The organism is uncultured Xylophilus sp. (assembly GCA_913776965.1).
Lineage (GTDB): Bacteria > Pseudomonadota > Gammaproteobacteria > Burkholderiales > Burkholderiaceae_C > Xylophilus.
This window is the reverse complement of the sequence record CAJYQL010000025.1, coordinates 133340-153547: the sequence shown is the minus strand read 5'-3', so window position 1 is coordinate 153547 and position 20208 is coordinate 133340. Positions and strand designations below refer to the sequence as shown.

Sequence of the window (20208 nt, the reverse complement as noted above, 5' to 3'; positions counted from 1 at the left end):
TCGCCACACAGCCCTCGTCTGTTGCGGGCACGTTGCGCATCGAGACGATCACCCGCATCCAGTCCACCGACGACGCAGCCCGCCGACGCATGCGCCTCCACCGGATGCTGATCCGGCCGGTGAGCGGCTTGATCAGGCGGCGCATCCTGCGGTCCCTGTAGTCGGCGGCAGAGGCGCAGCGCTGACCTCCCCGGCCGATAATGGCGACCCTTGCATCCCCGAGGGACGCGATGGCCCGCCCCCGACCCCCGCATCGCCTCACCGCCGACGACTACCTCGCCTGGGAAGCGGAGCAGACCGAACGCCACGAATACATCGACGGCGAGGTCTTCGCGATGGCCGGTGCCGAGGACCGGCACGTAACGGTGTCGGGCAACCTCTACATGGCGCTGCGCCACCACCTGCGCGGCACCCGGTGCCGCACCTTCATGAGCGACATGGGGCTGCAGGTGCAGGCGTCCAACGCCTACTTCTATCCCAATGTGATCGGTCACCTGCAGCGATGCGGACCATGCCAGCCCGCTGTCGAAGGCCGAGCCGGTACTGCTGTGCGAGGTGCTGTCGCCGGGCACCGGCGCCTTCGAATGTGTACCGCAAGGGCGCGGATGGCCTCTGGGTGCTGCATCCGTTCGGTGCCGACGATGCGCTGACGCTGGCGAGCGTTGGGCTGACGCTGCCGGCGGCCGAGCTGTACGCCGACGTGGAACCACCGCCGGCAGCGTGACGGTGCCTGCGGGGCCCTGCCGAGCAAAAGCCGCCCGCCGAGCCTCAGACGTAGCAGGGCCCTTCGATCAGCGGATGGTCCTTGATGAAATCGAGGTCGATCGTCAGCCCGATACCCACGCCCTCGGGCGGGCGCACGCAGCCCTGCTCGTCCAGGGCGTACGGCGGCCGGTCGGTCAGCCGGTCGCGGAATGGGTTGAGCGCGGTGACGTCGCCTTCGAAGTACCCCGGGTTGTCCACGCCGCAGAGGTAGTGGATCGTGGTGGCCATGTTGATCGCGGTGGCCGAGGTGTGCGGGTTGACGGTCAGCTTCAGGGCGCTGGCCATCGCGGCGATGCGCATCGCCTCGGTCACGCCGCCGGTCTTCGACAGGTCGGGCTGCACGAAGCCGACGTGACCGTCCTCGAACAGCGCCTGGAATTCGTAGCGGGTGTAGTGGTTCTCGCCCGCGGCCAGCGGGGTGCGGCCGAGCCGAGCCGCGGCGGCGTAGGCGCGGCGGTCCTGCGGCGGGAACGGTTCTTCCAGCCAGCCGACGTTGCATTCGTCGTAGGCAGGCATGACGCGGCGCACGTCGTCCACGGTGTAGGCGGTGTTGGCATCGACCAGGATGTCGATGCTGTCGCCGACCGCCTGGCGCACTGCGCGCACCCGCTCGATGTCGCGGGCCGCGGTGTCGCCGACCCGCAGCTTTAGCGCACGGTAGCCGGTTGCGATATGCGCCAGCGCCTCCTCGGCGAGCTGCGCCGGCGGCTGGTAGCCGAGCGCGATACCGCCGGCATAGGCCTTGATCGGCCGCGACACGCCGCCGAGCATCCGGTAGAGCGGCCAGCCGGTCTCCTGGCAGCGCAGGTCCCAGAGCGCGATGTCGAGACCGCTGAGCGCCAGCGCCGCGGCGGCGCCCATGCCGTGGCTGGCGAGTTGCATCTTGAACACCCGCGCCCAGACGCCGTTCACGTCGCGCGCGTCGAAACCGACCACCAGCTCGCGCAGGGTGGTGTCGACCAGCTTCGCCACCGCGCCGGGGCAGCGGCCGTGGTGGGCTTCGCCCCAGCCGACGTGGCCGTCGTCGGTCTCCACGCGGATCAGGACCGTGTCGCGCTTGACGCTGCGGCCGATGCCGAGCGTGACGGACTGGTGCGGAGGAACGGGAAAGGAGAGCGGGACGGCCCGGATGTCGGCGATGCGCATGGTGTCGATGGAGCGTGAGGAAGGGGCGCGGCCGTCAGGACGGCTGGGCGGCGAGGAAGACCTCGGGATTGACGATATTGGCCGGCCGTTCGCCGTCGAGCAGCGCGAGCAGCGTGGCCACCGCGCCTTCGCTCATGCCGCGCATGCTGGTGGCGGTGATGCCCGCGACGTGCGGCGTGAGCAGCAGGTTCGGCGCCTCGAACACCGGCTCGTCGGCGGCCAGCGGCTGGCGGTCGTGCACGTCGAGCGCGGCGCCGGCCAAGCGGCCTGCGCGCAGTGCGGCGAGCAGCGCCTCGGTCTCGACCACCGGGCCGCGCGATACGTTGACCAGCACCGCCGTCGGCTTCATCGTCGCGAGCGTGGCGGCATCGACCAGGCCGCGGGTCTGGTCGTTCAGCGGGCAGCAGAGCACCACCGCATCGGCCTGGGCGAACAGCGTCGCCTTGTCGGCTGCCTCGACGCCCGGAGGCAGGCTGTCGGGCCGCCGCGTCAGGCCGAGCACCCGCATGCCCAGGCCCTGCGCCGCACCGGCCAGCCGGCGGCCGATCTCGCCGACGCCGACGATGCCGAGCACAGTGCGGCCGAGCTCGGTGCCGCCGTCGGCCATCGGCCGGGCCGCGGCCCAGCCGTCGCGGCGCAGCCGGCCGTCGATGCCGGCCAGGTTGCGGCGCAGGTGCAGCAGCGCACCGAAGCAGTACTCCACCACCGCGGCGCTGTTGGAGCCCGGCAGGTTGGCCACCACGATGCCGCGCGCGGTGGCGGCCGGCACCGGGATCATGTCGAGCCCGACGCCGTGGCGCACCACGAAGCGCAGCCGCGGCGCCTGGTCGAAGATGTTCGGCGGCAGGTGCGCACGCACGATCAGCCCGTCGACATCGGCGACCAGCCGCGCGAGCGTGGCGGCGCCGGTGTCGGGCGCGGTCACCACCTCGCAGCGGGCCTCGAGCACCGGCAGCAGTTCCGGATGGATGGGGTTGGTCAGCAGGATGCGGGGCCGGGTCGTCATAACGGGGTCGATTCGGGGAAAAAGGCGGGGCCGGCCTGCACCGGGTTGGTCAGCCGGCCCAGGCCGGCGAGTTCGACCGTCACGGTCTGGCCCGGCCGCAGCCAGGCGGGCGGCGTGTGGGTGGCGGCGACGCCCGCGGGCGTGCCGGTGGCGATCACATCGCCCGGGTCGAGCGGCATGCGGGCCGAGGCATAGGCGATCAGCGCGGCGATCCGGTGCAGCATCGTGGCGGTCGAGCCGTCCTGCAGTCGGCGGCCGTCGATGTCGAGCCGGATGCCGACCGCATACGGATCGGGCAGCGCGTCGGCGCTCACCAGCCAGGGGCCGAGCGGCGCGGTGGCCGGCAGGTTCTTGCCGCGCACGAAGTTGCCGCCGTCGGCCTTGACCAGCGCGCTGCCGCTCACGTCGTTGTGCAGCGTGTAGCCGGCCACGTGGTCCATCGCGTCCTCGGCGCCGACGCGCAGCGCGCGCCGGCCGATCACCACCGCGAGTTCGGCCTCGTAGCCGACGTCGCCCACGTCCGGCGGCACCAGGATCGACTCGCCCGGCCCGATCACAGTGCTGCCGGAGCGCACGAAGGTGACCGGCTCCGGCGGATGCGCCATCGACCGCTCGGCCAGCGCATCGGTGAAGTTGAAGGCGGCGCCGACGACCTTGCCCGGCCGCACCGGTGCCAGCAGACGCAGGCCGGCGAGCGGCCGCAGCACATCGGGCGCGAAGGACGCCGCGCCCAGCCGCCGTACCCAGCCGGCGAGGCCCTGTTCGACGAAGGCCATCAGCGAGGGCTGCGTGCCGCCGAGCACCGCCCGGCATGACGGATGCGACAGGTCGGCGACCTGCGCCGCGTCGCCGTCGCCCTGCACCACCCCCGCGACCGGCGCACCGTCGGCGCCGGCAAAAGAGACGAAACGCATGCGGACCGTCTCCTCAGGCGACGCGGTAGCGGTCGAGCACGCTGCGGTCGATCTCGATGCCGAGGCCGGCGCCGGTCGGGATCTGCACCACGCCGCGCTGCTGCACGATCGGCTCGACCGACAGGTGGTCGCGGAACGGGTTCTCGCACTGCTCGAATTCGAGCAGCGGCGGCATCGGGCGGAAGCTCGGCGGCTGGTCGGGCAGCGACGCGATGAAGTGCAGCGTGGCCGCGATACCGATCGCCGAACCCCAGGCGTGCGGCACGCATTCCACGCCGTGCGTGGTCGCGAGCGTGGCGATCTTCTTGCACTCGGTGATGCCGCCGGCCGCGCAGACGTCGGGCTGGACGATGTCCATCGCTTTGCGCACCACCAGGTCGCGGAAGCCCCAGCGGGTGAATTCGTTCTCGCCGCCGGCCACCGCCATGTCGAGCGCGCGGGTCACCTCGACGTAGCCGTCGATGTCCTCCGGCGAAATCGGTTCCTCGAACCATTCCACGTCGAGCTTTTCCAGCTCGCGGCCGAGGCGGATCGCCTGCGGCACGGTGAAGCAGTGGTTGGCATCGACCATCAGCCGGGTTTGGTCGCCGACCGCGCGGCGCACCGCCTCCACGCGTCGGATGTCGAGCTTGGGGTCGCCCAGGCCGATCTTCATCTTGACCGCGGTGAAGCCTTCGGCGACGTAGCCCTGAGCCTCTTCCACCGCTTCCTCGATCAGCCGGTCCATGTCGATGAAGTAGAGGCCGGTGGCGTAGCAGGCGACCTCGGTGCGGAAGGCGCCGCCGATCAGCTTGTGGACCGGCTTGTTCACCGTCTTGCCGATGATGTCCCACAGCGCGATGTCGATGCCGCTCATCGCCGAGGTGACCATGCCGCGGCCGCCGTAGTCCTTCACCCGGTTGTAGAGGTCTTCCCAGATCACTTCCACGTCGAACGCGTCACGGCCGATGATGCGCGGCGCGAACTGCGATTCGATATAGGCCTTCGACACGGCCGACGGGCCGTAGCACTCGCCCCAACCGACGATGCCGTCGGCGGTCTCGATCTCGACGATGCAGGAGCCGCGGGTCTTGTAGAGCCAGCCGCGGGACGAGGTGAAGGGCTTTTCCACCGGGGCGGAAACGACGTGGCAGGTGACTTTCTTGATGGTGCTCATGGATGCGGGGCGTTCTCTCGGATGCGGCGGCTGTGGTAGGGAAAATTCACTTCTTCTCGGCGACGAAGACCTTCTTGCCGACCTCGTTCAGGGACTTCTGCACGTTGGCGATCTCGCGGCCCAGCGCAGCGCCGGTCAGGTTGTCGACGACGGCGCCCTGCTGTTCGGTCGGGGCCTTGAACTTGGCGCTCTGGATCGCCTTGTTGAAGATGTCGGTCAGCTTCGCGCGGACCGGCTCGGGGATGCCGACCGGCGCGACGATGTACGCCATCTGCACCAGCGGACCGTAGGGGAAGACGTCGTAGCCGCGCTCCTTGAAGGTCGGCACGTCGGGCATGGCCTGCAGCCGCTGGTTGGCGAACACCGCGATCGCCTTGACGTGGCCGCCGTCGATCATGGCCTTGCTCTCCGACGGCTTCAGCACCGCGGCGTCGATCTGCTTGCCGGCCAGGTCGGCCACCACCTTGGAGCCGCCGGTGTAGGGCACGTTGATCGTGTCGACCCCCGCGGCGCGCCCGGTCATCACGCTGAAGATGTGGTTGAGGTTGTTGGTGCCGGGCGTGCCGATCGACACCTTGCCGGGGTTCTGCTTCAGGTGGGCGATGAACGCCTCCAGGCTGGTCGCCGGGCCGCTCGTCGGCACTACCAGCACCAGCGGGTCGATCGTGACCCGGGCGATCGGCGCGAACTGCTCGTTCTTGAGCGGCGTGAGGCCCTGGGCGATCAGCGCCAGCGTGGAACTGGTGCCCATGCCGATGGTGTAGCCGTCGGGCTCGGCATTGGCGACCTTGGTCATCCCGATGGCCCCGGTGGCGCCCGGCACGTTCTCGACCAGCACCTTGACGCCCTGCTCCGATGCGAGCTGCGCCAGGAGCCGCGCCGCGATGTCGTTCGAGCCGCCCGCGTTCCACGGCACGATGAACTTGATCTCCTTGGCGGGGAACGGATCGGCGGCATGGGCCGTCAGGCCGGTGGCGCCCAGGGCGACGACGCCCAGCAAGGCCGCGGCGAGCGCACGGCGGGAACGAACCATCATCTGTGTCTCCTGTCGTTTTGGCGTGAACGGCTCAATGTTATAACAAACAACAATCAATGCCCAGCGGGTCGGTGCGAAACGCCGCCGCGACCGGGTGCCGGTCAGGCGGCGCGCAGGTTCAAGGCATCGAAGGCGGGTGGCCCGTTCAGGCCGCAGCGTCGTCCAGCAGGGCGCAGATGTCGGCCCGGGCGCTCTCGATGTCGGCGCGGATCGCCTCGGCGGCGCTGTCGGCATCACCCCGGCGCAGCGCGCCCAGCGCCGCTTCGTGGAACGGATAGCGCTTCAGGCCCGGAATGTTGCGCGGCAAGGCCAGCGTCAGGGTCGGCGCGCAGCGCAGCCAGGCGTTCTCGATCGCCTGCTCGACGATCGGCATCCGGGACATCCGGTAGATGCCGAAATGGAAGCGGTAGTGCGCATCCAGGTAGCGGTCCAGCCGCTGGGTCTCGACCGCGTCCTTCATCTCGTGCAGGGCGGCCGCGACCGGCTCCAGCGCTTCGGGCGTGGCATGCAGCGTGGCGGCCGCGGCGGCGACCGGCTCCAGTCCGCTGCGGATCGTCATCAGCTGGCCGAACTGGTCGGCGTCGAGCAGCGGCACCGTCGCGCCGCCCCCCTGCCCGACGCTGCCGCGGTCGAGGATGTTCTCCGCGACCAGCCGGTTCACCGCATCCCGCACCGGCGTCAGGCTGATGCCCAGCGCGTCGGCCACATCGCGCAGCAGGATGCGTTCGCCCGGCGCATAGCGGCCGGCCAGCAGCGCCAGTTCCAGCGCCGCATAGGCGCGGTCCCAGAGCGTCTCGCGGGCCAACTGTTTCAGGCGGGGCGGCTGTGTCATGGCGGGACTGTCGCATGGAAGGGCGGGGGCGCCGCGCCCCGCCGGCTGGCATGCGGCCTCCCGAGCGGTCGCAGCGTCGTGCAGGTGTTGCGACGGCACGACAAATTCGGTCGCCCGTCGCGCCGACACCACAAAAAGCCGCGAGCCGCCCCGAACGCACTAGAAAATACGATGCATTCTCATTCCTGTTGTGAAGTCTTAATGCGCCGCGCCCGTTGTCCTCTCGCTCCTCTCAGCATCGCTCTCGGCACCGTCTTCGCTGCCGCAGGCACCCAGGCGCAGACCGGCTCCGCCACCGACAGTGGCGCGACCCTCTCCACCGTGACCGTCAACGCCAGCGCCGACGCGTCCGCCGAGGGCCTGACGCGTCCCTACGCCGGCGGCCAGGTCGCCCGCGGCGGGCGGGTCGGCATCCTGGGCAACCAGGACAACATGTCTACGCCGTTCGCCGTCACCAGCTTTACCCACGAGCTGATCCAGAACCAGCAGGCGCGCAGCGTCGGCGATGTGCTGCTGAACGACCCGTCGATCCGCATCGCCCGCGGCTTCGGCAACTTCCAGGAGTCGTATTTCATCCGGGGCTTCCTGCTCAGCTCCGACTACATGGCCTACAACGGTCTCTACAGCCTGCTGCCGCGGCAGTACATCTCGTCCGAACTGTTCGAGCGGGTCGAGGTGCTGCACGGCGCGAGCAACTTCCTGACCGGCATCACCCCCGGCGGCGACGGCATCGGCGGTACGGTCAACCTGCTGCCCAAGCGCGCGGCCAACGATCCGCTGACCCAGGTGACGTTCGGCGTCGCCAGCGGCTCGCAGGTCTACGCGGCCGCCGATGTCTCGCGCCGCTTCGGCCCCGACAACAGCACCGGCATCCGCGTCAATGCGGCGCACCGCGAGGGGGGCACCGGCATCGACCGCGAGAAGGTGAAGCTCGACGTGGCCTCGCTCGGCCTCGACTGGCGCGGCCGCGGCGTGCGGCTGTCGGGCGACATCGGCTACCAGGACCACCGGCTGAACGCGGCGCGGCCCAGCGTCACTCCGGGCGCGGTCACCGCGATCCCGCGCGCCCCCGATGCGTCGGTGAACTGGGCCCAGCCCTGGTCCTTCTCCAACGAGCGCGACACCTTCGGCACGGTGCGCGGCGAGTGGGACATCACCGACCGCGTGACCGGCTGGTTCGCGGCCGGCGCCCGCCGGGGCGCCGAAGCCAATTCGCTGGCCAACCTGACGCTGTCGAACAACGCCGGGGACGGCGCCACCTACCGCTTCGACAATACCGGCCGCGAGACGGTGAAGACCGGCGAGTTGGGGGTGCGCGCCCGGGTCGAGACCGGCCCGGTCCAGCACACGCTGGTGGCGTCCCTCGCGTACTTCGGGCTGGACCGCGACAATTCGTACGCCTTCGACTTCGCGCGCCAGCAGACCACCAACCTCTACAACCCGGTGTTGTCGCCCTTCCCCGGCTGGAGCGCATCGGCCGGCAGCGGCAACCCGGACGGCCCGGCCCTGCAGCGCCGCAGCCGCCTCAACAGCATCGCGATCGGCGACACGTTGTCCTTCTTCGACGACACGCTGTTGGTCACGCTCGGCCTGCGCCGGCAGTCGGTCAACACGACCGAGATCGGCTACCGCACCTTCTTCGGCAGCGCGCTGACCAGTCCGGGCGGTGGCGTCACCGTCTATGACCAGAGTCGCACCAGCCCGTCGGCGGGCGTGGTGTTCAAGCTGCAGCCGCAGGTGTCGCTCTATGTCAACTACACCGAGCAGCTGAGCCCCGGCGAGACGGCGCCGGCCCAGGTGGGCGGCGTGCCGGTCCGCAACGCCGGCGCCCAGCTCGCGCCGTACGTTGCGAAGCAGAAGGAAGTCGGCGTGAAGTACGACGGCGGCCGCCTGGGCGCGAGCGCCGCGCTGTTCAGCACCGAGCGGCCGCGCAGCATCACGGTCGACCAGGTGTTCGGCCCGCGCGGCCAGGACCGCCACCAGGGCCTGGAGACCACCGTCTTCGGCGAGCCGCTGCGCGGCCTGCGGCTGCTCGGCGGGCTGACGCTGCTCGACGCGCAACAGCGCTCCACCGGCAGCGCTGCGACCGACGGCAAGCGGGTGATCGGCGTCGCAGAGGCGCAGGGCAGCCTGAACGCCGAGTGGGACGTCGCCGGCGTGCGGGGTCTGGCGCTCAACGGCCGCGTCACCGCCACCGGCAGTAGTTATGCCGACGCAGCCAACGCGCTCAAGGTGCCGGGCTGGACGCGGCTCGACGTCGGCGCGCGCTACACGACCGAGGTACAGGGCCGGCTGCTCACGCTGCGCGCCCGCATCGACAACCTCGCCGACCGCAACTACTGGGCCTCCGTCGGCGGCTACCCGGGCTCCGGCTACTTGGTGTTGGGCGCCCCGCGGACCTTCAGCCTGTCCGCGTCGGTGGACTTCTGACGTGGTGTCGCGGCAAGGCCTATGCCTGCCGCGACACCGGACGGCAGGTTCGACGCGGATAATCCCGTCATACCTGCCGCGCCATTCATGAATCTGATCCCGCTCCAGTCCGAATCGATCAAGTTCGGGCATCCCCTTCCGTTCTCGCTGCGGACGCAGGAAGGCACGCTGCTGGCCCACAAGGGTTTCGTCGTCGCCAACCGCCGGCAGCTCGACATGATGCTGGCGCGGGCCGGCACCCTGCACATCGACCTGGAGGAATCGCCGGATCAAGCGCGGGCGTTCATGGAGCAGCTCGATACGCTGGTCCGCGAGCAGCGCACCATCGGCCAGATCGCCGCGGCGCAGATGACGGCGAAGACGGTGCCCACCAGCCCGCTCGAACGCGCGGAACTGGCCATGCGCAGCGGACCGCCCGACTGGCAGGAGATGCAGCTGCGCGCCACCGCGCTGCTCAGGCATCCGGAAGCCGCCGACTTCCTGCCGCGCCTCGACCGGCTGCACGCCGAACTCAGCGTACTCACCCGTCGCCAGCCCGACGCCACCATGTTCGCGCTGATCCATTTCGCCGCGCGCGAGTTGTCGATGTACAGCGCTACGCATGGCCTGCTGGTGGCGGCAGTCTGCATCCTTGCGGCCCGCGACACGCTGCACTGGGATGTCGCAGCCGTGGATGCGGTCGGCAAGGCTGCCCTCACGATGAACATCAGCATGACCGAACTGCAGGACGAACTCGCGCAGCAGGTCGGCCGCCCGACGGAATCGCAGATGGCGACGATCGCCGTGCATTCGGACGCCTCCGTCGGCCTGCTCGAGCGCCAGGGCGTCGCCGACCCCCTGTGGCTGGGCGCGGTACGGCTGCACCACCAGCCGCCGTCCGGCCGCCTGGCAGACATGCAGCCGCACGAGCGCATCGCGCGGATCATCGAGCGGGCCGATATCTTCGCGGCCCGGCTGTCTCCGCGGGTGTCGCGCTGGGCGATGCCCGCGGCGGTCGCGATGCGGGCCAGCTACTTCGACGACGAACACCGGGTCGACGAGGGCGGCGCCGCGCTGATCACCGCCATGGGCGTCTACCCGCCCGGCTCCTTCGTGAAGCTAGCGAGCAACGAGACGGCGATCGTGCTCAAGCGCGGCCGCACCGGCACCACGCCGAAGGTGGCCACGGTGCTGAACCGCCAGGGCATGCCGATCGGCGAGATCGTGGTGCGCGACACCAGCCAGATCATGTTCAAGATCGTCGGCAGCGTGGCGCACCGGGACGTGAAGGTGCAGCTGCAGCTCGACCGCATGCTGGCGATGATCTGAACCGGCTGTTAGGCCCGCACATCCTGATCCACTCGAGGCCCGCCATGTCGTCCATCCACCGCTTCCTCGCTGCCGCTGTCCTGGCGACCCTCGCGGGACTGCCTGCGCTGCCGGCCGCCCGCGCCGCCGAACCGCCGGCGTCCGCCGCCCCAGCGGCCTGCCCCGCCCTGCTCCAGCACACTTTCCCCCGCTTGCAGGACGAGAAGCCGCAGTCGCTCTGCCAGTACGCCGGCAAGGTGGTGCTGGTGGTCAACACCGCCAGCTTCTGCGGCTTCACGCCGCAGTACAAGGCGCTGGAGGCGCTGCATGCGAAGTACCGCGACCGGGGCCTGGTGGTACTGGGCTTTCCGTCGAACGACTTTTCGCAGGAGTCGGGCTCGAACCAGGAGATCGCCGCCTTCTGCGAAAACACCTTCGGCGTGAAATTCCCGATGTTCGCCAAGTCGGCGGTGCGCGGTGCCGACGCCAACCCGCTTTTCCGGCAGCTGGCGGCCCAGACCGGCACCACGCCGAAGTGGAACTTCTACAAGTACCTGATCGGCCGCGACGGCCGAGTGGTGGACAGCTATTCCAGCGTCACCGCGCCCGACAGCCGGGATTTCGTGCGCGACGTGGAAAAGCAGCTCGCGGTGCGCTAATGCCCTGCCGACCCGCGGCTCGGAATTGCGATTAGAAGGCGCAGAAGCGCTAACAGACGCTTACGTTTGCGTGCGGAACCCCGGACGGGCCGCCCGCTCCTACAGCGTACGGGGGGCGACTGCCTCCCACCGATTTCTTGCTGCGAAGTCTTCCGGGTTTGCGTGATCCGGTTGCAATCCCGAGGCGACTCTTCTCCTCCTCCCTCCCTCCCTCCTTCGTGTCGGGGCGCTTCGCAGCAATTTTGTCTTCCGCCGGTGCCGCACGCGAGCGACCCGCGCTACGGAATCGAGAGCAGGATGCGCAGGTAGCACCTGCGTCGGAGGCCGAAATCCTTGAGAAAAAGCCGCCGTTATGCCGGCACCGTGTCCGCGAAGCTCGGACGCTGCGCCAGCTTGTCCGTCAGGCGGGCGAGGTTGGGATATTCGGTACGCCAGCCGATCTCCGGGAAGCGGAACTCGAGCCAGCCGAGCGCGCAGCCGACTGCGATGTCCGACAGGCTCAGGTGGATGCCGCTGCAGTACGGTTTGTCGCCCAGCCCTTGCGACATGGCCTTGAGAGCACCCTGGATCTTGCGCAGCTGCCAGTCCACCCAGGCCTGGCTGCGCTCGCCCTCCGCGCGGCCCTGGAAGCCGCCCTTCTCCAGCCGCACCAGGATGGCCGCGTCCAGCAGGCCGTCGGCCAGCGCCTCCCAGGTCTTGACCTCGGCGCGTTCGCGCCCCTGCTGGGGGATCAGCTTGCCGACCGGCGACAGGGTGTCCAGGTATTCCACGATGACCCGCGAATCGAACACCGCCTCGCCGCCTTCCATCACCAGGCAGGGCACTTTGCCCAGCGGGTTGGAGACGCCGATCGCGGTGTCCTGGCTCCAGACGTTCTCGAGCATGAACTGGTAGTCCAGCTTCTTCTCCGCCATGACGACACGCACCTTGCGTACGTAGGGGCTGGCCAGGGATCCGATCAGTTTCATGGAGGGGACTCGGGGGGTGGGGAGGAAGGCGGGACACGGCCGCCGGCGGGGGCCTCCCGGCGGGGCGACCGATTCTATCGACTCGCCTTGCGCCCGCCGGTCACAGGGGCTCCGGCGTAGGTCGGCACCTACAATTCGCGCCATGAGCCCTATCCCTGCCACCCACTCGCCTGTTTCCGCCCTTTCGCCGCTCGACGGCCGTTACGCCGCACGCCTCGCGCCGCTGCGCCCGCTGATGAGCGAGCAGGGCTTCATGCACCGCCGGGTGCAGGTGGAGATCGCCTGGTTCATCGCACTGTCGGACGCCGGTTTGGCCGAATTCAAGCCGCTGTCGGCCGGTGCCCGCACCTACCTGCTGGGCCTGGTGAAGCATTTTTCCGAAGCCGACGCGCTCGCGATCAAGGAGATCGAGAAGACCACCAACCACGACGTGAAGGCGGTCGAGTACTGGATCAAGAGCAAGTTCGACGCGCGCCCCGAACTGGAAGCGGCGGCCGAATTCGTGCACTTCGCCTGCACCAGCGAGGACATCAACAACACCAGCCACGCCCTGCAGCTCAAGGCCGCGCGCGACACGGTGATGCTGCCCGCCCTCGACGGCATCGTCGTCAAGCTGCGCGAGATGGCTCATGCCTACGCCGACGTGCCGCTGCTCTCGCGCACCCACGGCCAGACCGCCAGCCCGACCACCGTCGGCAAGGAGATCGCCAACGTGGTGGTGCGCCTGGCCGCCGCCCGCGAGAAGATCGCCGGCGTGAAGCTGCTGGCCAAGATGAACGGCGCGGTCGGCAACTACAACGCCCACCTCTCGGCCTGGCCCGACGTCGACTGGGAAGCCTTCGCCCGCAAGGTCGTCGAGACGCCCGAGCCGCTCGGCCTGGGCGTGACCTTCCAGCCCTACAGCATCCAGATCGAGCCGCACGACTACATGGCCGAACTGTTCGACGCGCTGGCCCGCACCAACACCATCCTGATCGACTGGTCGCGCGACGTCTGGGGCTACGTGTCGCTCGGCTATTTCAAGCAGCGGCTGAAGGCCGGCGAGATCGGCTCGTCCACGATGCCGCACAAGGTCAATCCGATCGATTTCGAGAACGCCGAAGGCAACCTGGGCCTGGCCAACGCCCTGCTGCGCCACCTGTCGGAAAAGCTGCCGGTCAGCCGCTGGCAGCGCGACCTGACCGACAGCACGGTGCTGCGCAACATGGGCGTGGCGCTCGGCTACACGCTGCTGGCCTACCACTCGCTCGCCACCGGCCTGAACAAGCTGGAGCTCAACACCGAGGCGATCGAGGCCGACCTCGACGCCGCCTGGGAAGTGCTGGCCGAGCCGATCCAGACCGTGATGCGCCGCTACGGCGTGCAGGGCGCCTACGAGAAGCTGAAGGAAGTGACCCGCGGCAAGACGGTCCGCGCCGAGGACCTGCACGGCCTGATCCGCTCGCTGGCGATCCCCGACGCCGAGAAGGACCGCCTGCTCGCCATGACGCCCGGCAGCTACACCGGCAAGGCGGCCGAGCTGGCGCGGCGCAGCTGACCGTGCCCCGGTCGCCTGCCGAGGATCCCCGCCGCGTGCAGCACGACCTTTTCGCCGCCGGCCGCGCCGAGGCCGATCCGGCCGTGCTGCAGCCGCTGCCGCTGGCCGATGCCGACCTGCGCTTCGCGCCGCAGTGGGTTCCGGCCGACCAAGCCGCCGAGTGGTTCGCCCGGCTGCGGGACGACACCGTCTGGACCCAGCCGTCCACCCGCGTCTACGCCCGGACCGTGCCGGTGCCGCGCCGGCTGGCCTGGGTCGGCGACGTCGGCTACGGATACTCCGGCCTGCGGCACGACGCCGCGCCCTGGACGCCGCTGCTCGCCGCGATCCGCGCGCGGGTGGAAGCGGCCTGCGGCCAGTCCTTCAACGGCCTGCTGCTGAACTACTACCGCGACGGTCGCGACCGCATGGGCTGGCACAGCGACGACGAATCCGTCCTCGGCCGCAACCCGGTGATCGCCTCGCTCAACCTGGGCGGCACCCGCCGCTTCGACCTGCGCCGCCGCGGCGAGCACCGGATCGCACATTCGATCGACCTCGGCCCCGGCAGCCTGCTGGTGATGGGCGGCGCGACCCAGCACCACTGGCAGCACCAGATCGCCCGTACCGCCAAGGAGGTGCTGCCGCGCATCAACCTGACCTTCCGCCGGATCGGCGAGATCGGCAAAGGGGGCCCAGGCGGGGCCGCGCCCTAGAATCCGGCACCCTCGCCCGTCCCGGGCGCCGCCCTGCCAGCCGGTCCGGTCCGATCCGCCGCCCAGCAGCCGTCTCCAGCGCCCGACCGCCGGCCGCGCCCCTTCCTTCCCCGCGCCCCATGGCTCTCAAATCCACCATCTTCAAGGCGAATCTCGCGATCGCCGACATCGACCACGGCTACTACGCCGACCATGCGCTGACCCTGGCCCGCCACCCGAGCGAGACCGACGAACGCATGATGATCCGTCTGGTCGCGCTGGCCCTCAACGCCCACCAGCTGCAGACCACCTGCGGCGGTGATGGCACGCTGGCCTTCGGCGCCGGCCTGTCGAACCCGGACGACCCGGACGTGCACCTGCGCGACTTCACCGGCCGCACCCGGCTGTGGATCGAGGTCGGCCAGCCGGAGGAGAAGCCGCTCGCCAAGGCCTGCAGCCAGGCCGACGCGGTGCTGCTCTACTGCTTCAGCTACGCGGCTGAGGTCTGGTGGAAAGGGATCGAGACCAAGCTGACCCGGCTCGACAAGCTGCAGGTCTGGCGGGTGCCGACCGAGCAGTCGCAGGAACTCGCCGCGCTCGCCCAGCGCACGATGCAGCTGCAGGCGACGATCCAGGACGGCACGCTGATGCTCGGCGACGCCAGCCGCACCGTCACCGTCGAGTGCGTGCGCTGGAAATAGCGCGGCCTCAGCCCGTCGGGCTGCCCCGGACGATGATCGCCACGCCGACCAGGCACACCGCCGCGCCGAGCAGATCGGTCCGGCTGGGCGCGATGCCGTCCACCACCCAGAGCCAGGCCAGCGCCACCGCGACGTAGACCCCGCCGTAGGCCGCATAGACCCGGCCCGCCGCCGCGGGGTGCAGGGTCAGCAGACCGACGAAGAGCGCCAGGCTGGCCGCGGCCGGCAGCAGCAGCCAGGCGCTGCCGCCCTGGCGCCACCAGAGCCAGGGCAGATAGCAGCCCACGATCTCGGCCACCGCGGTCGCGGCGAACAGGGCCAGGGTTTTCGCCAGATCCATACGATGCTCACTTATTCATAGCATGCTGCGCACGTCCCGCTTGCGCAGAAGGCCTGAAAGCATCCGATTTCATGCTTCGCGCGGCATCCAGGCACCGCAGTTCCAGCACTGCTCGAAGCCGCCCTCGATCGCCTCGCCGCAGGCCGGGCATGTCCAGCGGCGCTGCGGCAGGGCTTCGAGTGCCGCCAGCAGCGCCCGGGCCGGCGCAGCGTGCTCGTCGTGGCGCAGCCAGATCTCCGGCAGGCACTGGTCGGGCGGCAGTTCGCCGGCGGCCGCGCCGAGGAACTGGCGCTGCACCATCGCCGGATAGCCGGCCTCGGTCAGCAGGTCGGCCCAGACGGTCGCGATCGCGGCATTGGGCGCCTGCGTCAGGCGGATCACCGGCGCCGCCCGAAGATCGGGGCCGTCGGCGGCTCGGCCGGGGCGCTGCCGTCGTCCGGCGCCGCCCGGCCTTCCGCGGCGCGCTCGGCATAGCGGTTGAAGCGCCAGGCCGTGCCTTCGCGGGTGATGCGCCGCCAGGTCGCCCGCTTGGCGACCGGGTCCATCTCCGGCCAGCGCTGCACCTCGTCGAAGGTGCGGCCGCAACCCTTGCACGACGCATCGCCCTGGCTGGTCGAGCAGATCGCGATGCAGGGCGTGTCGGGCGTGGTGTCGTACCAGGCGAGCCACGCCGCCCAGGCTTTCGGCGGAAAGCCCTCGCAGGCCACCTCGTCCTCGTGGAAGTACACCATCAGCGCATAGACCTCGGCGAGCGCCCGCACCTGCGGCGCCAGCGTCACGCCGTCGGACGAGGGGCTGCGGGCGCGCCAGTAGTTGATGGCGGCTTCGATGTCGGTGATGTGGAGGGTGGCCATGCACAGGCCCGGGGCGGGCGGCATCGGCCGGCGCAGCGGGAGGGCGATGATAGGCGCAGCCCTGCCACCCCGGGCTTACCCGGAGCGCTCAGAAATCACATGCTCATCTTTCGATAGCACACTCCGCAGGCTGGACGAGCGTGATGGCGCCATCCTGTTTCAAACCCGCGCGACACATCCGGATGCATCCGTCGCAAACCCTTTGCCGGCGGGCGGCGGGCGGTGTTCTAATCCGCGCCACGAAGGGGAGTAGCTCCCGCCTTCCGTCGCACAAGGAGGATGCCCCACGGCGTCGCGGCGGAGAGTATCGGCACGTCGTCAATACGAAGTCATAACAACTTCCGGCGTGCTGGGCAGAAGAACCGACATGACACCATGCCGAGCAAGACCTTCGATTGGAACCTGCAACCGCGGTTTGGTCGAAGCGTGCCGGCAGCGTGCCCTCCCCGAGGGCGCGCATGCTTCCGTCTTTGGCCGCCCTGCGGCTGCAGGTTGTAGATCGAACGATCGAATCAACCCGGAGCTTTGTGTCCATGGAACTGTTCAGTACCGCGTGGTTTTCCGCGCTTCTCGCGATCATCCTGATCGACCTCGTCCTGGCGGGCGACAACGCCATCGTGATCGCGCTCGCGGCACGGCGCCTGCCCACCCACCTGCAGAAGAAGGCCATCGTCTGGGGCACCGTCGGCGCCATCGTCGTGCGCTCCGCCATGACGATCGGCGTGGTATGGCTGCTCAAGATCCCGGGCCTGATGCTCGTCGGCGGTCTGGGCCTGCTGTGGATCGCCTACAAGCTGCTGGCCGACCAGGGCCATGACGACGGCGAAGAGCATGCCGGCGGCGCCACCACCTTCTGGGGCGCCATGAAGACCATCGTGATCGCCGACGCACTGATGGGCATCGACAACGTGCTGGGCGTGGCCGGTGCCGCGCACGGCTCCTTCGACCTGGTCGTGATCGGCCTGCTGATCAGCGTGCCGATCGTCGTGTTCGGCAGCACCCTGGTGCTGAAGCTGGTGCAGCGCTTCCCGATCATCATCCAGCTGGGTGCCGCCGTCCTGGCCTTCACCGCCGCCAAGATGATCGTCAACGAGCGCATTCTGGCCGCCTACTTCAAGGGTCCCGAGACGATCCACCAGGTCGCGTACTGGGGTGTCTGCGTGCTGGCCATCGTGCTGGTGCTGGGCGCCGGCTGGCTGAAGTCGCGTCGCAAGGTGCCGGGTTCCGAGCGGATCGACCAGGCCAAGACCGCTGCTGCGGTAAACCCTATCGACTGACCGCCCGGGACGGCCGAAGATGAAACTCCCTGTTCCCGTGTCTCCGAAACCCACTACACCAGAAGGAGCTTCCATGGACAAGATCATCGTGTACGTCGACGACGCCGCCTACGCACAGCAGCACCTCGCCTCGATGGTGCAGCGCCGGGGTTCGGGCACGCCCGCGACGCAGTGGATCGTGGTGGCCTGCGCGCCGCGCATGACACACCGCATCAGTAAGTGGGTGAGCCATAGCGCCCGCGAGAACTGGCGTGCCAAGTGGGCCGACAAGCTGTTCGGCCAGACCCTGCCGTGGCTGGAAGCCCAGGGCGACACCGTCGTGCCGGTGCTGGCCAAGGGCCCGCTGGCGGACCTGACCGAGTCTCTGCTGGCCCAGCATGCCGGCGCCCGCGTGATGGACGCGCGCCGTCCCAAGTTCGGCCAGGACCTGCAGCCGATCAGCGACCAGGGCCCCGCGCCCGCGCAGAACAGCCGCTGGACCTTGCCCGGTGCCGTCGCCGGCATGGGCGCCATGCTGGTGCTCGCCGCCGAATAAGGCATTGCCCTCGGGCCCGGCCCGTGGCCTCCGCGTGTGCGCACGCAGGGGCCACGGGCTTTTTTCTTACCCGCGCCGCGGCGGGACCGGTGCAGACTCGCAGGTCGATCCTCCACCCTGCGCTCCGACCATGAAACTCATCCTCAAATGGCTTTTGAGCGGCGCGGCCCTGCTGTTCGTTGCCTACATCTACAGCGGCGTGCAGGTCCAGAGCTTCGGCGCCGCGCTGGTCGCCGCGGCCGTCATCGGCCTGTTCAACGTAGTGCTGCGGCCGGTGCTGGTGCTGCTCACCCTGCCGGTGACGATCCTCACCCTCGGCCTGTTCCTCTTCATCATCAACGCGCTGATGTTCTGGGCCGCCTCCGGCGTCCTGCAGGGCTTCCAGGTCAACGGCTTCGCCGCCGCGCTGATCGGCTCGCTGATCTATTCGGCGCTGGGCCTGGTGATCGAGTCAGCGCTCGGCGGCCTGTTCACGAAGTCGTGATTCCGCCTCGCGCAGGCGGGTGTCGATGATCGAGGCTTCCATATAGTCCGCGCCCGGTCCGCCGCGGCGCATGAACTCCTGTCCCGCTTTGTAGCGGTCCACCGCGCCCGCCCAGTCCAGGTGGGCGACCTGCGCCTCGGCCTCGGCACGCAGCGCCCGCAGCGGCTGCTGTTCGGCCCGGTAAACCGTCGCCAGCGCCTGCCAGGCGGTCGCGTCGTCCGGATGGGTCGCTACCCAGGTCTGCAGCCGGCCCGACAGGTCCGGCGCTGAAACGCCCAGTGGCCGTGCCTGCGCGTAGGCCAGCAGTTCCGGCCGGCCCGTCCGCAGCGGCAGCGCCGTCACACCGGTCGGCAGCAACGCCTGCACCGCAGCCGGTCCGCGGCCCGCCGCGAGCTCGATATCCGCCTGGAGCAGCCGTACCAACCGGGCCGCGCGCACGTCGCCCGCCACCAGCGATGCCAGCCGGGTCGCATGGCGCCGCGCGCGGTCGCCGTCGCGCTGCTCCAGCGCCGCGAGCGCACCTGCATAGAGCGCGGCGGCCTGCCGCGGACGGGGTAGCGCGCCGAAACCGCTCTGGTCGGGCTCGCCGCCCCAGGCACGCAGCACGTCGACACCGGGCCGCGACACCACCCGGGCACGGGCCGCGATCATCGCGTGCTCCAGCGCGCTCGACCGGCGGGCGGTGACGGTGACCGTCGCGCCGGTCGCCTCGTCCGCGGGCACCCCTGCACCCGTGGCCGCCGCCGATCCCGCCCCGATCGCCGGCATCGCGACCACGTCGTCCGGTGGCGGCGCGGCGCCCAGCGGCAGGCGCGACCGCATGTCGGCGATCCGTTCGGTCGTCAGCGGATGGCTGCGCAGGTAGGGATAGGAGCCGTTGTCGTTGATGCGGGACGCCTGCTGCAGCTTCTCGAACATCGACGCGAAGCCGTAACCGGAGAAACCGGCCTGCGTCATCACGCCGTAGCCCACCCGATCCGCCTCCCGCTCCATGTCGCGCGAGAAGTTGAGCTGCGCCTGGGCGTGCAGCGCCGTGCCGCCCACCACCAGCGCATTCGCGGCCTGCGGGCTCTTGCTGGCCGCCAGCGCGCCCAGCACCATCGCCGCCAGCATCAGCGGCGTGGTGCGGCTCTGCTGGGTCATCAGCCGGGAAATGTGCCGCTGGGTGACGTGGCTGAGTTCGTGCGCCAGCACCGAGGCCAGCTCGTCGCGTGACGTCGTGATCGCGATCAGTCCGCAGTGCACCCCCAGGTAGCCGCCCGGCAGCGCGAAGGCATTGACCGACCGGTCGCGGCCGAGTAGCACCCGCCAGGCGAAACGTTCGTCAAGTTCGGGGCTGAGTTCGCCGCGCGCCTTGGCGGCCTCGACCAGGGCGGTCCAGGTGTTCTGGATGTATTCGACCAGGACAGGATCGTCGACATAGTCCGGGTCGCGGTAGAGCGAACGGGCGATCCGGTCGCCCAGCCGGCGCTCGTCGCCGGCGGTCATCTCGCTGCCGTCGCCGAGCGTGGGGAGGTGCGCCCTAGCGGGCATTGCGCTGCCGACGATCAACGCACCACACACAACGGCTCGGAAGCGCGACCATGCGCGGCCAGGGTAGGTGCGGG

Annotated in this window: 21 protein-coding genes; 10 read left to right on the top strand and 11 right to left on the bottom strand. The window is 69.9% G+C overall.

Annotation, left to right across the window (positions count from 1 at the left end):
- Window positions 1–230: 230 nt before the first annotated feature.
- Window positions 231–650: a Uma2 family endonuclease gene (locus tag QZ500_RS04505; protein WP_295851366.1), complete on the top strand. Its 420-nt coding sequence runs from the start codon at window positions 231–233 to the stop codon at window positions 648–650.
- Between the two features lie 118 nt (window positions 651–768).
- Here the strand turns inward: QZ500_RS04505 and QZ500_RS04500 are convergent, their stop codons facing one another.
- The 6 genes from QZ500_RS04500 to QZ500_RS04475 form a co-directional block, all read right to left on the bottom strand.
- Window positions 769–1911, bottom strand: coding sequence for a mandelate racemase/muconate lactonizing enzyme family protein (locus QZ500_RS04500; RefSeq protein ID WP_295851364.1), 1143 nt, complete (start codon window positions 1909–1911; stop codon window positions 769–771).
- 34 nt (window positions 1912–1945) lie between these two features.
- Entirely contained in the window at window positions 1946–2917 is a 972-nt protein-coding gene (locus tag QZ500_RS04495) for an NAD(P)-dependent oxidoreductase (protein ID WP_295851361.1), read from the bottom strand.
- Window positions 2914–3831 (bottom strand): fumarylacetoacetate hydrolase family protein, encoded by a 918-nt coding sequence (locus QZ500_RS04490; RefSeq protein ID WP_295851359.1) that lies wholly within the window; start codon window positions 3829–3831, stop codon window positions 2914–2916. The genes QZ500_RS04495 and QZ500_RS04490 overlap by 4 nt, the downstream gene beginning before the upstream one ends.
- Window positions 3832–3844: 13 nt before the next feature.
- On the bottom strand, window positions 3845–4987 hold the full coding sequence (locus QZ500_RS04485; RefSeq protein WP_295851358.1) for a mandelate racemase/muconate lactonizing enzyme family protein: 1143 nt from the start codon (window positions 4985–4987) through the stop codon (window positions 3845–3847).
- A 46-nt stretch (window positions 4988–5033) separates the two neighbouring features.
- Window positions 5034–6023, bottom strand: a complete 990-nt coding sequence (locus QZ500_RS04480) for a tripartite tricarboxylate transporter substrate binding protein (RefSeq protein ID WP_295851355.1) — start codon at window positions 6021–6023, stop codon at window positions 5034–5036.
- A 145-nt stretch (window positions 6024–6168) separates the two neighbouring features.
- Entirely contained in the window at window positions 6169–6855 is a 687-nt protein-coding gene (locus QZ500_RS04475) for a GntR family transcriptional regulator (RefSeq protein ID WP_295851352.1), read from the bottom strand.
- Window positions 6856–7056: 201 nt separating this feature from the next.
- Between QZ500_RS04475 and QZ500_RS04470 the strand changes: the two genes are divergently transcribed.
- The 3 genes from QZ500_RS04470 (at window position 7057) to QZ500_RS04460 (ending at window position 11231) form a co-directional block, all read left to right on the top strand.
- Window positions 7057–9285, top strand: coding sequence for a TonB-dependent receptor (locus QZ500_RS04470; protein ID WP_295851349.1), 2229 nt, complete (start codon window positions 7057–7059; stop codon window positions 9283–9285).
- A gap of 87 nt (window positions 9286–9372) precedes the next feature.
- Entirely contained in the window at window positions 9373–10593 is a 1221-nt protein-coding gene (locus QZ500_RS04465) for a phosphohydrolase (RefSeq protein ID WP_295851347.1), read from the top strand.
- A gap of 44 nt (window positions 10594–10637) precedes the next feature.
- Window positions 10638–11231, top strand: a complete 594-nt coding sequence (locus QZ500_RS04460) for a glutathione peroxidase (RefSeq protein ID WP_295851344.1) — start codon at window positions 10638–10640, stop codon at window positions 11229–11231.
- 350 nt (window positions 11232–11581) lie between these two features.
- On the opposite strand, the gene QZ500_RS04455 is transcribed toward QZ500_RS04460, so the two are convergent.
- Window positions 11582–12199 (bottom strand): glutathione S-transferase N-terminal domain-containing protein, encoded by a 618-nt coding sequence (locus QZ500_RS04455; protein ID WP_295851339.1) that lies wholly within the window; start codon window positions 12197–12199, stop codon window positions 11582–11584.
- Window positions 12200–12341: 142 nt separating this feature from the next.
- Between QZ500_RS04455 and purB the strand changes: the two genes are divergently transcribed.
- The 3 genes from purB (at window position 12342) to QZ500_RS04440 (ending at window position 15111) form a co-directional block, all read left to right on the top strand.
- Window positions 12342–13736 carry an adenylosuccinate lyase gene (gene purB, locus QZ500_RS04450; RefSeq protein WP_295851337.1) on the top strand — a complete coding sequence of 465 codons (1395 nt, stop codon included), beginning with the start codon at window positions 12342–12344 and terminating at the stop codon, window positions 13734–13736.
- A gap of 35 nt (window positions 13737–13771) precedes the next feature.
- Window positions 13772–14431: an alpha-ketoglutarate-dependent dioxygenase AlkB gene (locus QZ500_RS04445; protein ID WP_295851333.1), complete on the top strand. Its 660-nt coding sequence runs from the start codon at window positions 13772–13774 to the stop codon at window positions 14429–14431.
- A 119-nt stretch (window positions 14432–14550) separates the two neighbouring features.
- Window positions 14551–15111, top strand: coding sequence for a YaeQ family protein (locus tag QZ500_RS04440; protein ID WP_295851331.1), 561 nt, complete (start codon window positions 14551–14553; stop codon window positions 15109–15111).
- 7 nt (window positions 15112–15118) lie between these two features.
- On the opposite strand, the gene QZ500_RS04435 is transcribed toward QZ500_RS04440, so the two are convergent.
- The 3 genes from QZ500_RS04435 to QZ500_RS04425 form a co-directional block, all read right to left on the bottom strand.
- Window positions 15119–15451 (bottom strand): YnfA family protein, encoded by a 333-nt coding sequence (locus tag QZ500_RS04435; protein WP_295851328.1) that lies wholly within the window; start codon window positions 15449–15451, stop codon window positions 15119–15121.
- 69 nt (window positions 15452–15520) lie between these two features.
- A complete protein-coding gene (locus QZ500_RS04430) occupies window positions 15521–15832 on the bottom strand; it encodes a DUF2007 domain-containing protein (RefSeq protein ID WP_295851326.1) in 312 nt (103 codons plus the stop codon).
- The gene (locus QZ500_RS04425; RefSeq protein WP_295851323.1) at window positions 15829–16305 is read right to left on the bottom strand and encodes a DUF3717 domain-containing protein; all 477 of its coding nucleotides are present in this window, start codon (window positions 16303–16305) and stop codon (window positions 15829–15831) included. Before QZ500_RS04425 ends, QZ500_RS04430 begins: the two co-directional genes overlap by 4 nt.
- Window positions 16306–16838: 533 nt before the next feature.
- Here QZ500_RS04425 and QZ500_RS04420 point away from each other — a divergent pair.
- The 3 genes from QZ500_RS04420 to QZ500_RS04410 all read left to right on the top strand — a co-directional run bounded on the left by QZ500_RS04420 (window position 16839) and on the right by QZ500_RS04410 (window position 18601).
- Window positions 16839–17582, top strand: coding sequence for a TerC family protein (locus QZ500_RS04420; RefSeq protein ID WP_295851319.1), 744 nt, complete (start codon window positions 16839–16841; stop codon window positions 17580–17582).
- 73 nt (window positions 17583–17655) lie between these two features.
- A complete protein-coding gene (locus tag QZ500_RS04415) occupies window positions 17656–18117 on the top strand; it encodes a hypothetical protein (protein ID WP_295851317.1) in 462 nt (153 codons plus the stop codon).
- Between the two features lie 130 nt (window positions 18118–18247).
- Entirely contained in the window at window positions 18248–18601 is a 354-nt protein-coding gene (locus QZ500_RS04410; RefSeq protein ID WP_295851314.1) for a phage holin family protein, read from the top strand.
- Here the strand turns inward: QZ500_RS04410 and QZ500_RS04405 are convergent.
- Window positions 18569–20134, bottom strand: coding sequence for a M48 family metalloprotease (locus tag QZ500_RS04405; protein WP_295851310.1), 1566 nt, complete (start codon window positions 20132–20134; stop codon window positions 18569–18571). The genes QZ500_RS04410 and QZ500_RS04405 overlap by 33 nt on opposite strands.
- Between the last annotated feature and the right edge of the window lie 74 nt (window positions 20135–20208).